The organism is Kitasatospora sp. NPDC029312, from assembly GCF_055569215.1.
Window position 1 is genome coordinate 45,469 of the sequence record NZ_JBVHXY010000008.1, and the last position, 13,883, is coordinate 59,351.

The window sequence follows — 13,883 nt, forward strand, 5'->3', positions numbered from 1 at the left end:
GAGAGCCCCGACCGGAGGCACCAGAGGAGCCACCACCATGCAGCAGCCCGACGCCCGTACCGTCGTCACCGACTACGTCAACCGCATCGCCGCGGGCGAGCTGGACGCCGCGATCGCCCTGTTCGCCGAGGACGCCACCTGGACCTACCCGGGCAGCCTCGCCCTGTCCCGCACCTGGCGGGGCAAGCAGGAGATCTTCGGCGACTTCCTCGGGCAGATCGGCACCCTGTTCGCCGCCGACGGCCTGCCGGCCATCACCCTCACCCACGTCCTGGCCGACGGCCCGCAGGCGGTGGCCGAATGGACCACCATCGGGAAGGCGGCCAACGGCTCCACCTACGAGAACCACTGCCTGGGAGTGTTCACCGTGGAGAAGGGGCTGATCACCGCCGTCCGCGAGTACCTGGACACCCACCACGTGGCGCAGACCCTGCTGGCCTGAACGCTCGGCACGGCCATGGCCGGCCGGGCGCGGTCAGTCCGGGAGCAGCAGGTTGACGTCCCCGAACTCGTGCCACAGGTAGCGGTGCCGGACCGCCTCCCGGTAGCAGTCCGCCAGCAGCGGACGACCGGCGACGGCGGCCAGCATCAGCAGGTGCGAGGCCCGGGGCTCGTGCCAACCGGTGAGCAGGCCGTCCACGGCGCGCACCCCGCGCTCCGGCGTGATCACCAACTCCGTCCAGCCGTCGGCCTCCTGGAGCGTACCGTCGGGCCCGGCGGCCGACTCCAGGGCGCGGACCACGGTAGTGCCGACGGCGATGACCCGGCCGCCCCCGTCCCGGACGTGACGGGCCAGCCGGGCGGTGGCCGCCGGGACGTGGAAGCGCTCGGCGTACGGGGCCTCGTGTACCTCCGGCGAGGCCACGCCGGTGTGCAGGGTGACGGGCGCGACCAGCACGCCCCGGCCGGCCAGCCGGGCGACCACTTCGGGACTGAACGGGCGTGCGGCACTGGGCATTTCGCTGCTGCCGGGGACGGTCGCGAAGACCGTCTGGTAGGCCTCGATCGGCCAGTCGCGGTCGGTGTAGCCGTACCGGATCGCCCTGCCGTGCAGCTCCAGGTAGCGCAACAACGGTACGGGCAGGAAGAGTTCGGCGTACCAGAGGCGGGCGGTGAACGAACCGGTCAGCTCGGCGGTGGCGCCGCCCGGCAGGTCGATCCGCAGACCGGGGCGGGCCGGGGACTCCTCCGGCGGGTAGTAGGCCGCCGCCTGTCCGGGCACCACTTTGCGCAACTCCACCAGGTGGGTGCCGCGGTGGTCCGGCTGGGCGGAGGAGAGGTGCAGGGCGACCGGCGTGCCGTCGGGCAGTCGGCCCGGCAGGGCGGCCGGCAGGGTGGCCGAGTTGTTGACCACCAGCAGGTCACCGGGACGCAGCACCTGGGGCAGTTCGGTGAAGCGGCGGTGCTCGACGCCGCCGGAGGCCCTCCGGCCGACCAGCATCCGCACGCCGTCGCGGGCCCCGCCGCGGGCCTCCGCCGGTTCGCGGGCGGAGAGTTCGGGCGGGACGGTGAGCTCCGGGCCGAGGAGGGTCGGAGCCGTCATCGCCCACTCCGGTCGGCCGCGAGGTCCTCGGCGCGGTAACGGCCGGAGGGGGTGCGGTCGCGCAGCAGGCCGAGCAGGACGGGGGCGACCTCCTCGGGCAGCGGCTCGCCGGAGATGTCCTCACCCGGGCCGGCTTGTTGCAGCATCCGGGTCCGCATGGCGCCCGGGTCGACCGCCCAGACCTTCAACTCCGGCTCCTCCCGGGCGAGTACGGCGGTCGCCTGGTCGAGCGCGGCCTTGCTGGCGCCGTAGCCGCCCCAGCCGAGGTACGCCTCGACGGCGGCGTCCGAGCTGATGTTGAGGACGGCGCCGGAGTGGACGCGCAGTTGGGGCAGGAGGAGCTGGGTGAGGGCGATCGGGGCGAGTGCGTTGACCTCGAAGGTCTCCAGCAGGTCCGGCAGCGGGTAGTCGGCCAGCCTGGGCAGCGGTTCGGCATCCGGCGCGGCGGCGCCGTTGAGCGTGCCGGCGTTGTTGACCAGGAGGCTCGCGCCGCCGAGCGATTCGGCGGCCGCGGCCAGCCGGGCGCGGTGGTCGTCGTCGACGACCGAGCCGGGCAGCGCGACCACCTTGGTGACGGCGGCCAACGCCGTTTCGGCCTCGGCGAGTTCGGAGGCGCCGCGGGCGGTGATGACCAGCTGCCAGCCCTCGGCGGCGAGGGCGTGCGCGAGGGCCAGGCCGAGCCCTCGGGAGGCGCCGGTGATCAGGGCGACGGGGGCGGTGTGCTCTGCCGCGTTCGCGGTGTGCTCTGCTGCGTTCATGGGACAACGATCCCGCCGCCGAGACGGCGACGGATCGGTCGCCGGAACCGGGGCCGGATCGGGCGTTCGGCCTAGATCGGTGGGCGGTCCTACGACCCGTCCTCCGGGGGCCGCTGCGCGCCGTCCGCCCAGCCCTGCGGGTCGGTCCAGGCAGCGAGGGTTCGGCGGCTCTCGAAGCGGCGCTCCCGGCCGGTCAGCGGGTCGGTGAACGCGACGACGGAGGCGAGCAGTTGCAGCGGGCGGCGGAAGTCGTCCGGGGCGGGCTCGGGCAGCACCACCGGGTAGACCGGGTCACCGAGGATCGGCAGTCCGAGGCCGCTCATGTGCAGGCGCAGCTGGTGGGTCCGCCCGCTCAGCGGCCGTAGCCGGTAGCGGCCCAGGCCGTCCCGCCGTTCCAGCAGGTCGATCCGGCTCTCACTGTTCGGCGGCGCGTCGGTCTCGCGGGCGGCGATCACCCCGCGCTCCTTGACGATGTGGCTGCGGACGGTGCGCGGCAGGGTCAGCTCCGGGTCGTACGGGGCGATGGCCTGGTACTCCTTGTGCACCCGGCGGTCGCGGAACAGCGTCTGGTAGGCGCCGCGGTCCTCGGGGCGGACCACGAACATCGCCAGGCCCGCGGTGAGCCGGTCCAGCCGGTGCGCGGGGCTGAGCGCGGGCAGGTCGAGGCCGTGCCGCAGCCGGGACAGCGCCGTCTCGGCGACGTGGCGGCCGCGCGGGGTGGTGGCCAGGAAGTGCGGCTTGTCGACCACGACCAGGTGCTCGTCGCGGTGCAGCACCACCAGCTCGAAGGGGACCGACACCTCGTCCGGGAGGTCCCGATAGAACCACAGGTGCGCCCCGGGGCGAAACGGTTCGTCGGAGGCGATCGGGCCGTCCTCGCCGAAGATCTCGCCGTCGCGCAGTGCCGCGTCGATCCGGGGCGCGCCCACGGCGGGCAGCCGCTCGACCAGGTGGTCCCGCACGGTCGGCCAGCCGCCCTCCAGCGGCAGCCGCAGGTGGACCGGGTCCACGCCGTGGCGTTGGGGCAGGGGGGAGGTCGGGCGGCGGCTCTTGCGTCTCATCTCCCGGCCCAGCCTAGTGGGCGCGGCGAGCGGTCCGGGGCGGGGGCCGGCCCGCCCCGAGGTGCTGACTCGGTCCGGGGCGGGGAGAGTGGTTCGAAGGCCCCCGGGCCCTGGGGTCCGCAGACCCGCCGGTCCACAGACCCGCTGACCTGCTGACTCGCGGACCCGGGCCCGTAGGACCCGCAGAACCGCAGAACCGCGAAGGAGAACGTGTGACCGCCGACGGCCCGGACGGGCTGCCACCCCTGCACCTGCCTCGGCGGACCCGGCTCCTGCTGTACGGCGCCCTCGTGCTGCTGGTCGCCGCCGTGGTGACCGCACTGGCCCTCGGCCCCGGGACGACCTTGGCGCCGCTGCTCGCGGTGGCGCCGGTCCTCGCCGGGGCGACCACCCGGAAGGCGCGGGTGCCGCTGCTGGTCGGCGCGGCGGCGCTGCTGGCGGTCTGCCTGCTGGAGTCGGCCCACGCCCAGCTGCCGTCCTCCGTCCGGATCAGCGTGCCGGTCACCGTCCTGGCCTCGACCCTGGCCAGCGCCGGCAGCGTGGTGCTGGTGGCGGCCCGTGAGCGGGAGCTGTTCCAGGTCCGGACCGTGGCCGAGGCGGCGCAGCGGGCCCTGCTGCGGCCGCCCGCCGAGCGGATCGGGGCGCTGCGCCTGGCGGTGCGCTACGTCGCGGCGGCGGCCGAGGCCCGGATCGGCGGGGACCTGTACGCCGTGGTGGAGACCCGGTTCGGGGTGCGGATCCTGGTGGGCGACGTACAGGGGCACGGCCTCTCCGCGGTGGAGACGGCCGCGGACGTGCTGGGGGTGTTCCGGGAGGCGGCGCGCACCGAACCGGACCCGGCGCTGCTCGCGCAGCGGCTGGACGCGGCGCTCACCGCGCGCCCGGGCGACGGGCGGTTCGCCACCGCCCTGCTGCTGGACGTGGCGCCGGGCCGGGGGCCGGTGCGGGTGGTGAACTGCGGGCACCCGCCCCCGCTGCTGCGCCGGGGCGGCGCGGTGAGCGAGCTGGCGCCGCCCGTCCCGGCTCCGCCCCTGGGCCTGCGCGAGCTGACCGGGGAGGACTACCGGGCGAGCGCCTTCGAGCCGGGCCCGGGCGATCTGCTGCTGCTCCACACCGACGGGGTCGCGGAGGCCCGGGACGCCGAGGGCCGGTTCTACCCGTTGGAGCAGCGGCTGCCGGGTCTGCACGGGAGCAATCCGGCGGACCTGCTGGACGCGCTGCTGGCGGACGTCCGCGGCTGGGTCGGCGACGCCGGGCTGGCCGACGACGCCGCGCTGCTGGCGCTGCGCTGGGATCACTGACGGCGCCGGCCCGGCCGGTCGGGCGCCGACGGGCCGGTTGTCAGTGGTGTGTGCAAGGCTTCACGCACGGTCAGGGGCGCGCCGGCCACCCGATCCCGGGCGCGCCCCTGACCGCCCGGTCGGCGGGCGTCGGCCGGGGAGACGACCGACGAGGGGAGCAGGCCATGGGTGCGGAGGCGAGCGGGTCGTTCGAGGTGACCGCTTTCGAGCCGGTGGAGACGGAGGAGCGCGAGGGCGCCGCCTTCGGACGGGTCAGCATCGCCAAGACCTTCACGGGCGGGCTGAGCGGGCACAGCGAGGTGCGGATGCTGTCCGTGGCCGAGCCGTCCGGCGAGCCGGCCTCGTACGTCGCGGTGGAGCACGTGACGGGTGAACTGGACGGGCGCCAGGGCTCGTTCGTGCTCTAGCACGCGGCCTGGGACACCACCGGGGTGACCATACGCGTGGTGCCGGGCACCGGGACGGGCGAGCTGGCCGGGATCACCGGGGACTTCCGGCTGTCCGTCGACGAGTCCGGCGCCCACACCTACGTGCTGGCGTACGAGCTGGGCTGACGCCCGGCCGCGGCGCGCACAGCCGGCGGGCCGTCCGTCACAGGACGGGCTGGGTCGCCTCCAGCCGCTGGATCGCGGTCCGGACCGCGGTCGTGAAGCTCCAGAACAGCGGCAGGGTGTTGGCCGCCCGGCCGACGCGGGTGTTCTTGCCCCGGGCGAACATCGCGGTACGCAGCTCGGTGGTCATCTCCAGCTGGGCGCCCATCCCGAGCAGGCTGCGGTTGCAGATGTTCTCCGGCGCGATGCCCGCGATCTCCTCCTCCCCGGAGGCGGTCACGGCCCGGACGTCGGCCGCGGCGAGCTCCTCCATCAGGTACGTGCGGAGGGTGGAGTTCAGGCCGCCGACCAGCACGGCCTGGGCGCCGGTCTCCAGGCCGGCCTGCGCGGCGGTGCAGCCGTGCAGCGCCACCACGTTCAGGCTGCCGGCGCACATCGCGCGGGCCATTCCGTCGTCACAGTGGGTCGAGGTGACGTGCAGGGTGCCGTTGTCGGAGGAGCGCAGGCCCTCGAACAGCCAGAAGTCGTGCACCGGCCCGGCCGCCGGGGTCGGGGACAGGTCGGCCGGGTGGTAGCCGGCGATGGCCAGGCACAGTTCGGAGGTACCGATCTCGATGCCACCGCCGTGCGGCGCGATGACGGTGGTCCGGACGAACGGCGTGCCGGCTTTCACGCTCTGGTCGTCGATCACGTGTCGGCGGTAGCGGCGGCCGTAGTCGACACCCTCGACGACGGACGGGTCGGCGTAGAGGGCCGTGTTGGAGGAGTAGAGGTCGGCGGCGTTCGCAGCGGTGCTCGCCGGCCCGGCGCCGATGGCGCTGATGGCCGGGGCCGCGGCGAGGGCGGCTATCAGGGTTCGACGGTTGATCACGGTCGCGATCATGGCAGCAGGTGGGGTACGGGTAAAGTCACAGCAAAGTCACGGTCAATGCCGCGCAGGGGCCCGAGCGGTCCGACTGATCGTGTGACACCGGCTCGATGGACGTGTGTAGGCGCTCACCGGACACCATCCACGCTGCCACGATGATGCGATCAGTGGACGATCGGCCTCGGAAGGTGGCGCATGCGCGGCACAGCGACGGACGGCACCGCGACGACACCCGCAGCGACAACCGGCACCGCGACGGCCAGCCCGGCGGCCGCCCGTACGGTCGGGGCCCGGACGCCGGGCACGGTCGAGGAGGTGGTCGGACGGCTGCGGGGGCTCGCGGCGCAGCTGCCTCCGGCGGACGGGGTGGCGGTCTTCAACCGGCTCTACCTCACCGTCACCGAGGCGGTCCGCGACCGGCTGGCCGACGTCTACTTCGCCGACCCACCGGCGATGGCCGAGCTGGACGTGGTGTTCGCCGGGCGGTACCTGCGCGCCGTGGCCGCCGACGCGGCCGGGCAGGAGCCGCCCGCCTGCTGGCGGCCGCTGTTCGCGCTGCGCGCCCACCCGGGGGTGCACCCCTTGCAGTTCGCCCTGGCCGGGATGAACGCCCACATCCAGCACGACCTGCCGCTGGCCGTGATCGACGTCTGCCGGCGCCGGGGCTGCGAACCGGCCGAGGTCGAGGCGGACTACCACCGGATCAACCGGGTGCTGGCCGCGGTGGAGACGGCCGCCCGGGAGCAGCTGATGCCCGGGCCCGACCTGCTGGAGTGCGCCGAACCGCTCACCCACCTGCTCGGCACCTGGTCGGTGGAGGCGGCCCGGGAAGGGGCCTGGTCGGCCGTGCAAACGCTCTGGGAGCTGCGCCGGCTCCCGGCCGCCGCTCGGGCCTTCGCCGCGGCCCTGGACGGCTCGGTCGGGCTGCTCAGCCGCGCGCTGCTGCTCCCGTGCGGGCCGGGCGAGCCCGCCGCGCGGGACGTGGCGGCAGTCGAGGGGGCGATCAACGGAGCGGTCGAGCCATCACGCGCAACGGCCGCCCGGCTCCCCGAGGCGAGGAGCCGGACGGCCGACGGTACGGACGCGAGCGGGCGGGCCCAGCCGGGTCGGGCCCGGCGGGGGCGGCCGTAGCCGATCCCGAACCGGTCCCGATCCGAGCCGGACCGAAGCCGGATCAGGGTCTGCCGGACGGGAACAGGATCGGGCCCGGCCGGATCGGGGGCGGCGAGGCGAGCCCGATCACGCGCGACCCGACCGAGCGCCGTGATCCAGCACAACGATCAGAGGCAGCGATCAGACGCAGCGGTCAGACGCAGCGGTCAGGCGCGGCCCGCACCCAGCCCGGCCAGGGCGGACCACAGCCGGCCGCGGTCAGGCCGGAGCGGGGCCCGCCACGCCGGATCAGGCCCAGCTGGAATGCAGCGGCTTGCCCTCGGCGTAGCCGGCCGCGCTCTGGATGCCCACGATCGCCTTCTCGTGGAACTCCTCCAGGCTGCTGGCGCCCGCGTAGGTGCAGGAGCTGCGCACACCGGCCACGATCGAGTCGATCAGGTCCTCCACGCCCGGGCGGGCCGGGTCGAGGAACATCCGGGAGTGCGAGATGCCCTCCTCGAACAGCGCCTTGCGGGCGCGGTCGTACGTGGAGTCTTGGGCGGTGCGGTTGCTCACGGCGCGGGCCGAGGCCATGCCGAAGCTCTCCTTGTACTGGCGGCCGTCGGCGGCGGTCTGCAGGTCGCCCGGGGACTCGTAGGTGCCGGCGAACCAGGAGCCGATCATCACGTTGGAGGCGCCGGCGGCCAGCGCCATGGCGACGTCGCGCGGGTGGCGCACGCCGCCGTCGGCCCAGACGTGCTTGCCGAGCCGGCGGGCCTCGGCGGCGCACTCCAGGACGGCGGAGAACTGCGGGCGGCCGACACCGGTCATCATCCGGGTGGTGCACATGGCGCCCGGGCCGACGCCGACCTTGAGGATGTCGGCGCCCGCCTCGACCAAGTCGCGGACACCGGCGGCGGAGACCACGTTGCCAGCCACGATCGGGACCTGCGGGTCCAGGCCGCGCACCGCGCGCAGCGCGCTGATCATGCTCTCCTGGTGGCCGTGCGCGGTGTCGACCACCAGCACGTCGGCCCCGGCCTCGATCAGCGCCTTGGCCTTGCCCGCGACGTCGCCGTTGATGCCGACGGTGGCGGCGATCCGCAGCTTGCCGTTCGCGTCCACGGCCGGGGTGTACAGGGTGGCGCGCAGCGCGGCCTTGCGGGTCAGGATGCCGACCAGGCGTCCCTCGCCGTCGACCACCGGGGCGAGCTTGCGGTGGGCCTCGGAGAGCCTGTCGAAGGCGGTGCGCGCGTCGACGTCCTCGTCCAGCAGCAGCAGATCGCGGGACATGACGTCGGCGAGGCCGGTGAAGCGGTCGACGCCCTGGCAGTCGGAGTCGGTGACCACGCCGACCGGCCTGCCGTCCTCGACGACCACGAGGGCGCCGTGGGCGCGCTTGGGCAACAGGGAGAGCGCCTCGGCGACGGTGGCGCCGGGCGAGAGGGTGATCGGGGTGTCGAACACCAGGTGGCGCTGCTTGACCCAGGCGATGACGTCGGCGATCACCTCGGTGGGGATGTCCTGGGGGATGGCGACCAGGCCACCGCGGCGGGCCACGGTCTCGGCCATCCGGCGGCCGGCGATGGCGGTCATGTTGGCGACGACCAGCGGGATGGTGGTGCCGGTGCCGTCGTTCGAGGAGAGGTCGACACCCTGCCGGGAGCCCACGGCGGAACGGCTGGGGACCATGAAGACGTCGTCGTACGTCAGGTCGTACGAGGGCTTGAGGTCGTTCAGGAAACGCATGAATGGGCTCTCTGGCTGGGAGAAATTACACCTCGGGTGCGGTTGCGGCGGGGCCGCCGGGGCGCACTCGGGCGCCCTGCACCCAGCGTTCGATTCTCCGTGAGGGCGGGGCCAAAAGCCAGTTCGGGGGATATCGCTGGTGCTGTGCACAATCCGTGATCAATGCTCCGCGCGTAGACATGGACGATCCTCCAAGCGATCTCTCCGACATCGGCTTTTCGCCCGGGCGCGGAGCGCTCCCGTAGCATTCACGCGGTGAACGGCGAGGCGAGTGGGAAAGCGGCAGCAGGCGTGAGCATCGAGCAGAAGGACGTGGAGCGGCAGGACGTCGAGCAGGACGTCGAGCACGACGCCGGGCGGGATGCCGGGCAAGGCGCCCGGCACGGCACGGCCGAGCACCCGGGCGAGGGCGGTTCGGTCGAGCGACTGGGCGAGGGCGCCGAGGAGGAGATCGACTACGGCCCCGGCCTGGACCCGGAGCGGTTGAAGCTCTGCCTGGAGGTGCTCGCCGAACTGGACGAGCTGCACGTCGACCACCCGGACGCGATCACCGTCCGCAAGGCCGTCGGCGGCATATTCCGGACCCTCAAGCAGCGCCGCCGCCAGGAGACCCGGGCCCGCAAGTCCGCCAACGACCGCGCGGTCACCGCCCGCACCGCCACCGGCGCGCCCACCCGGATCGACGACGAGACGGCCGGCGCCTTCGGCCTCACCACCATCACCACCACCGAGATCGCCGGCGTCCTGGAGCGGCCGCGCAGCTGTTACATCTGCAAGGGCCGCTACCTCGAGGTCGACGCCTTCTACCACAACCTGTGCCAGCGGTGCGCCGCCCTGAACCGGGCCCGCCGGGACGCCCGGGCGGACCTCACCGGCAAGCGCGCGCTGCTGACCGGCGGCCGGGCCAAGATCGGGATGTACATCGCGCTGATGCTGCTGCGCGACGGCGCCCACACCACCATCACCACGCGCTTCCCCAACGACGCGATCCGCCGCTTCACGGCGATGCCGGACAGCGCCGAGTGGATCCACCGCCTCAAGATCATCGGTATCGACCTGCGCGACCCGGCCCAGGTGATGGCGCTGGCCGACGAGGTCGCCGCCGACGGCCCGCTGGACATCCTGATCAACAACGCCGCGCAGACCGTCCGCCGCCCGCCGGAGTCCTACCGCGAGCTGGTCAACGCCGAGTCCGCCCCGCTGCCGGCCGGCGAACTGCCGCAGGCCACCACCATCGGGCGCTTCGGCAGCGGCAGCGTCGACCTGCCCGCCCTCCCCCACCAGGCGACCGGCAGCGAGCAGCGGCTCGCCGCCGAGGACGTCACCTCGCTCGCGCTGGTCACCGGCTCCGCCACCCCGGCCCGGATCCAGGCCGGCACCGCGATCGACGCCGGCGGCCTGGTGCCCGACCTCGCCGACACCAACAGCTGGGTGCAGACCGTCGAGGAGGTGGGCCCGGTCGAGCTGCTGGAGGTCCAGCTCTGCAACTCCACCGCGCCGTTCATCCTGATCAGCCGGCTGCGCCCGGCGATGGCCGCGTCCAGGTCCCGTCGCAAGTACGTGGTCAACGTCTCGGCGATGGAGGGCGTCTTCTCCCGCGGCTACAAGGGCGCCGGCCACCCGCACACCAACATGGCCAAGGCCGCGCTCAACATGCTGACCCGCACCAGCGCGCAGGAGATGTTCCAGACCGACGGCATCCTGATGACCGCCGTCGACACCGGGTGGATCACCGACGAGCGGCCCCACCCCGACAAGATGCGGCTGGCCGACGCCGGGTTCCACGCCCCGCTCGACCTGGTCGACGGCGCGGCCCGGGTGTACGACCCGATCGTGCGCGGCGAGGCCGGTGAGGACCTGTACGGCTGCTTCCTCAAGGACTACGAGCGCGCCAACTGGTAACCACCTGAAGGAGATGGCGAGTTGAGCACCGTTCCGATCGCACCGCTGCTCGGCGCCGGGATCATCGTGCCCACCGGGGACGGCCGGGTGCTGCTCGGCCGCCGCACCACGGCCGGCGAGCCGCCCACCTGGAGCCTGCCCGGCGGCAAGGTCGACCTCGGCGAGTCCTTCGAGCAGACCGCGGCCCGCGAACTCGCCGAGGAGACCGGCATCGTGCTGCCCGCGGCGCAGATGCGGGTGCTCGCCGTCCACCTGGACCACGAGCTCGGCCGGCCCCGGCTGACCGCCGCCGTGCTGGCGCCGCCGAGCGTGGCCGAGGCGGTGGTCACCGAGCCGCACGCCTGTGCCGGCTGGGAGCGCTTCGCGGTGGACGAGCTGCCGGAGCCGATGTTCTACCCGTCCGCACTGGTGCTCGGCAGCTGGCTGCCCGGACTCGAGGACGCCCTGCGGGACGGGACGCGCGGCTACCCCGTCGCCCGCCGCTGACGTACTCGCGCGCCTCACCGGCGGAACGCGGAGCGGAGGCGGCCGCACGACCACCCCCGCTCCGCAGCACGGCCCGGAACCCCCACGGTCCGAGCGGGCCGGCACCGCGCCCGGGCACGGGGAGCGCGGCCGGACTCCAGGCTGCCCCGCCGGGCGGCGCCTGCCGAGGGCCGAACGTCCCGGGCGGTGGGGTCGGCGGTCCTACGGACGCGCACCACTCTTGTGCGCCAGGGGCCGCCGGGTGGAAATTGGGTGGGCAACGCCCGTACGCATCCGCCGCCCTGAGGAGTCCTCACCGTGCCCAGCACACCCCGCCCCGCCCGGCCCGCGTCGCTCCCGCGGCGAACGGGCCGTCAGCTGCGGCGGGCCTTCGGCGCTCGGCACGAACCACTGGCCCGGCCGCTCGATCGCTCCCGCGCCCGGGCCTGGCTGCTCGCGCTCGTCGGCGCACTGCTGGCGGTCGCCGTCTCCGTGACGGGCGCCCTGCTGCTCTACCGGTCGACGGCGTCGCGGGCCGCCGCCGACCGGATCCGGCTGCACCGGGTCGACGCCGTGGTCGCCGTCATCCCCGACCGCGGTGCCGTGACGGGCAGCCGCTTCGCGGGCGGTTACAGCAACCGGGTCGATGTCGAGGCCGCCTGGAGCTACCCCGCGGGCACCCCGCACACCGGCACCGTCGAGGCGCCGCGCACGGCGGTCGCCGGCACCGTCATCCCCGTCTGGGTCGACCCCCAGGGCAACGCGGCCGCTCCCCCGGTCGACCGGGCCGCCCTCGCCGTCTCGGCGGCCTGCACCGGCACCGGTGGCCTCCTCGCCCTGCTCGGGATGCTCACCCTGGCCCTGCGGCTGCGCCTGCACACCCTCGACCGCCGGGCCGACGCCGCCTGGGCCGCCGACTGGGCCCGGTTGGAGCCGCTCTGGAGCGGCCGGGCCGGTCACCGGCGCGAGGAGTGACGGAACGCCCGGGCCCGCACGGCCGCCGCTCCTCCCGGGGGCGTCCGGCAAGGGGCGTGTGATGTCAGCGGCGCTCCGTCCAGGCCGGCGCCGGGGTGGATCTGCCGGCGTGGTGGGTCACGACGGCCACGGCGACGAGCAGGACCAGCGCCAGGGCGAGCGCGGCGGGAACGTCCACGTGGAGGACCAGCAGGGCGCCGAGCAGCGCTCCGGCGAACATCCAGGCGGCCGACGCCAGGCGGCGGGAGCCGGTGAGGTCGGCGGCGAGAGCCGTGATGGTCATGGTCAGCACGGTGGTGGTGAGGTCGGGGACCTTGAGGGAGCGGACCACCGCGTTCTGACCGCCCATGGCGAGGGCGAGCAGGCCGATCAGCGGGTAGCGGGCGGGTGCGGAGCCGTGGCCGACGACGGCCGCGAGCACGGTGCCGACCGCCACCAGCACCGCCTGCACGGCGAGCGCGGCGACCAGCAGCCGGCCGCGGTGCCCGGGCAGGCGCCGGGAGAGGTGGCCGCCGGCCAGGGCCCCGAGCAGGAACGCGGCGAGGGCGGCCAGTGAGGCGGTCGCGGAGAGGTTCGCCGCGCCAGCGAGGGCGAAGCCGAGGAAGACCACGTTGCCGGTCATGTTGGCGACGAACACGTGCCCGAGTTCGAGGTAGCTGACGGCGTCCACCACCCCGGTGACCAGGGTCAGCACCAGCAGCATCGGCACCAGCGGGCCGTGCTCGGGGTCGGGCTTCAGCATCGGGCCTCCAGTGTCTCGAGTGACGGCCTTTCCGTTCTACTCCCCCTCAGGCCAGCGCCGGGCCGCCGGGTTCCTCCCCGTCCTCGTCCAGGTGCCAGTGCAGGTCCCGGACGCCGGGCTCCAGCGACAGCCGGGTGACGACCTGTTCCAGGGCCGGGGTCACCTGCCCGGTGGTCGACACGGTGGCGCGCAGGCTGGTGGCGTCGCCCTGCTCGGTACGGCGGGCGCGCAGGCCGGTCGGGGCGAGCCCGGACGCGGCGAGGGCCTGGAGCAGCAGGGCTCGGATGTGGGTCTCGGACTTGCGGTCGCACTCCAGGTGGACGACGGCCCGGCTGGTGGAGTCCGGGTCGCTGCCGGACTGCGGGGCCCGGTCGAGCAACCGGCCGGCCGGGCGCAGCACCAGGTGGACGGCCAGCACGGCGGCCGTGCCGAGGACGGCGAGTTCCAGCTTGCCCGACGCGGCCAGGACCCCGACGGCAGCCGAACACCAGAGCGTGGCGGCCGTGTTGAGGCCGCGCACCCCGGCGCCGTCGCGCAGGATGACACCACCGCCGAGGAAGCCGATGCCGGAGACGACGTACGAGGCGACCCGGGTGGGGCTGCCGGCGTCGCCGACCGCCTCGCTGTAGAGCACGAACAGGGTGGCGCCGGCGGCGACCAGGGCGTTGGTGCGCAGGCCGGCCATGCGGGCCCGCCACTGGCGCTCGACGCCGATCAACGCGCCGCAGGCGACGCCGGTGGCGAGCCGGACCAGGAACTCGACGGTGGTCAGGGTGTGCACGACGGCACCTCCTCCATGGGAAGGGCGGGAAAGGGCGGGGGCGGGGGGGGGGGGGGGGGGGGGGGGGGGGGGGGGGGAGGGGTGGGTGGGGGTGG

Annotated in this window: 13 protein-coding genes and 1 pseudogene; 7 read left to right on the forward strand and 7 right to left on the reverse strand. The window is 74.6% G+C overall.

Features of this window, described 5'->3' with window-relative positions; all coding sequences use genetic code 11:
• Nucleotides 1-37 precede the first annotated feature (37 nt).
• Nucleotides 38-442 carry a nuclear transport factor 2 family protein gene (locus ACZ4WV_RS09435; protein ID WP_465744476.1) on the forward strand — a complete coding sequence of 135 codons (405 nt, stop codon included), beginning with the start codon at nt 38-40 and terminating at the stop codon, nt 440-442.
• Between the two features lie 33 nt (nt 443-475).
• Here the strand turns inward: ACZ4WV_RS09435 and ACZ4WV_RS09440 are convergent, their stop codons facing one another.
• The 3 genes from ACZ4WV_RS09440 to ACZ4WV_RS09450 all read right to left on the reverse strand — a co-directional run bounded on the left by ACZ4WV_RS09440 (nt 476) and on the right by ACZ4WV_RS09450 (nt 3,362).
• Complete coding sequence (locus ACZ4WV_RS09440; RefSeq protein WP_465744478.1) at nt 476-1,543, reverse strand: S-adenosylmethionine:tRNA ribosyltransferase-isomerase; 1,068 nt, start codon at nt 1,541-1,543, stop codon at nt 476-478.
• A complete protein-coding gene (locus tag ACZ4WV_RS09445; RefSeq protein ID WP_465744480.1) occupies nt 1,540-2,301 on the reverse strand; it encodes an SDR family oxidoreductase in 762 nt (253 codons plus the stop codon). Before ACZ4WV_RS09445 ends, ACZ4WV_RS09440 begins: the two co-directional genes overlap by 4 nt.
• 89 nt (nt 2,302-2,390) lie before the next feature.
• Nucleotides 2,391-3,362, reverse strand: coding sequence for an RluA family pseudouridine synthase (locus ACZ4WV_RS09450; protein ID WP_465744482.1), 972 nt, complete (start codon nt 3,360-3,362; stop codon nt 2,391-2,393).
• A gap of 212 nt (nt 3,363-3,574) precedes the next feature.
• On the opposite strand from ACZ4WV_RS09450, the gene ACZ4WV_RS09455 reads away from it, so the two are divergent.
• Nucleotides 3,575-4,663 carry a PP2C family protein-serine/threonine phosphatase gene (locus ACZ4WV_RS09455; protein WP_465744483.1) on the forward strand — a complete coding sequence of 363 codons (1,089 nt, stop codon included), beginning with the start codon at nt 3,575-3,577 and terminating at the stop codon, nt 4,661-4,663.
• Nucleotides 4,664-4,827: 164 nt separating this feature from the next.
• Nucleotides 4,828-5,217, forward strand: a pseudogene (locus ACZ4WV_RS09460) (DUF3224 domain-containing protein).
• Between the two features lie 37 nt (nt 5,218-5,254).
• Here ACZ4WV_RS09460 and ACZ4WV_RS09465 read toward each other — a convergent pair.
• Nucleotides 5,255-6,085 carry a poly-gamma-glutamate hydrolase family protein gene (locus ACZ4WV_RS09465; protein WP_465744485.1) on the reverse strand — a complete coding sequence of 277 codons (831 nt, stop codon included), beginning with the start codon at nt 6,083-6,085 and terminating at the stop codon, nt 5,255-5,257.
• Between the two features lie 192 nt (nt 6,086-6,277).
• Here ACZ4WV_RS09465 and ACZ4WV_RS09470 point away from each other — a divergent pair, with 192 nt between their 5' ends.
• Nucleotides 6,278-7,213 (forward strand): DUF5995 family protein, encoded by a 936-nt coding sequence (locus tag ACZ4WV_RS09470; protein ID WP_465744486.1) that lies wholly within the window; start codon nt 6,278-6,280, stop codon nt 7,211-7,213.
• A 270-nt stretch (nt 7,214-7,483) separates the two neighbouring features.
• On the opposite strand, the gene ACZ4WV_RS09475 is transcribed toward ACZ4WV_RS09470, so the two are convergent.
• On the reverse strand, nt 7,484-8,923 hold the full coding sequence (locus tag ACZ4WV_RS09475; protein ID WP_465744488.1) for a GuaB1 family IMP dehydrogenase-related protein: 1,440 nt from the start codon (nt 8,921-8,923) through the stop codon (nt 7,484-7,486).
• Between the two features lie 426 nt (nt 8,924-9,349).
• Between ACZ4WV_RS09475 and ACZ4WV_RS09480 the strand changes: the two genes are divergently transcribed.
• The 3 genes from ACZ4WV_RS09480 (at nt 9,350) to ACZ4WV_RS09490 (ending at nt 12,265) form a co-directional block, all read left to right on the forward strand.
• Nucleotides 9,350-10,825 carry an SDR family NAD(P)-dependent oxidoreductase gene (locus tag ACZ4WV_RS09480; protein ID WP_465744751.1) on the forward strand — a complete coding sequence of 492 codons (1,476 nt, stop codon included), beginning with the start codon at nt 9,350-9,352 and terminating at the stop codon, nt 10,823-10,825.
• A gap of 21 nt (nt 10,826-10,846) precedes the next feature.
• Nucleotides 10,847-11,311 (forward strand): nucleotide triphosphate diphosphatase NUDT15, encoded by a 465-nt coding sequence (locus tag ACZ4WV_RS09485; protein ID WP_465744490.1) that lies wholly within the window; start codon nt 10,847-10,849, stop codon nt 11,309-11,311.
• Between the two features lie 297 nt (nt 11,312-11,608).
• Nucleotides 11,609-12,265 (forward strand): Rv1733c family protein, encoded by a 657-nt coding sequence (locus ACZ4WV_RS09490; RefSeq protein ID WP_465744491.1) that lies wholly within the window; start codon nt 11,609-11,611, stop codon nt 12,263-12,265.
• Between the two features lie 64 nt (nt 12,266-12,329).
• Here ACZ4WV_RS09490 and ACZ4WV_RS09495 read toward each other — a convergent pair whose 3' ends face one another.
• Both ACZ4WV_RS09495 and ACZ4WV_RS09500 read right to left on the reverse strand, forming a co-directional pair.
• Entirely contained in the window at nt 12,330-13,007 is a 678-nt protein-coding gene (locus ACZ4WV_RS09495) for a YoaK family protein (protein ID WP_465744493.1), read from the reverse strand.
• Nucleotides 13,008-13,053: 46 nt separating this feature from the next.
• A complete protein-coding gene (locus ACZ4WV_RS09500; protein WP_465744494.1) occupies nt 13,054-13,788 on the reverse strand; it encodes an MgtC/SapB family protein in 735 nt (244 codons plus the stop codon).
• Nucleotides 13,789-13,883 lie beyond the last annotated feature (95 nt).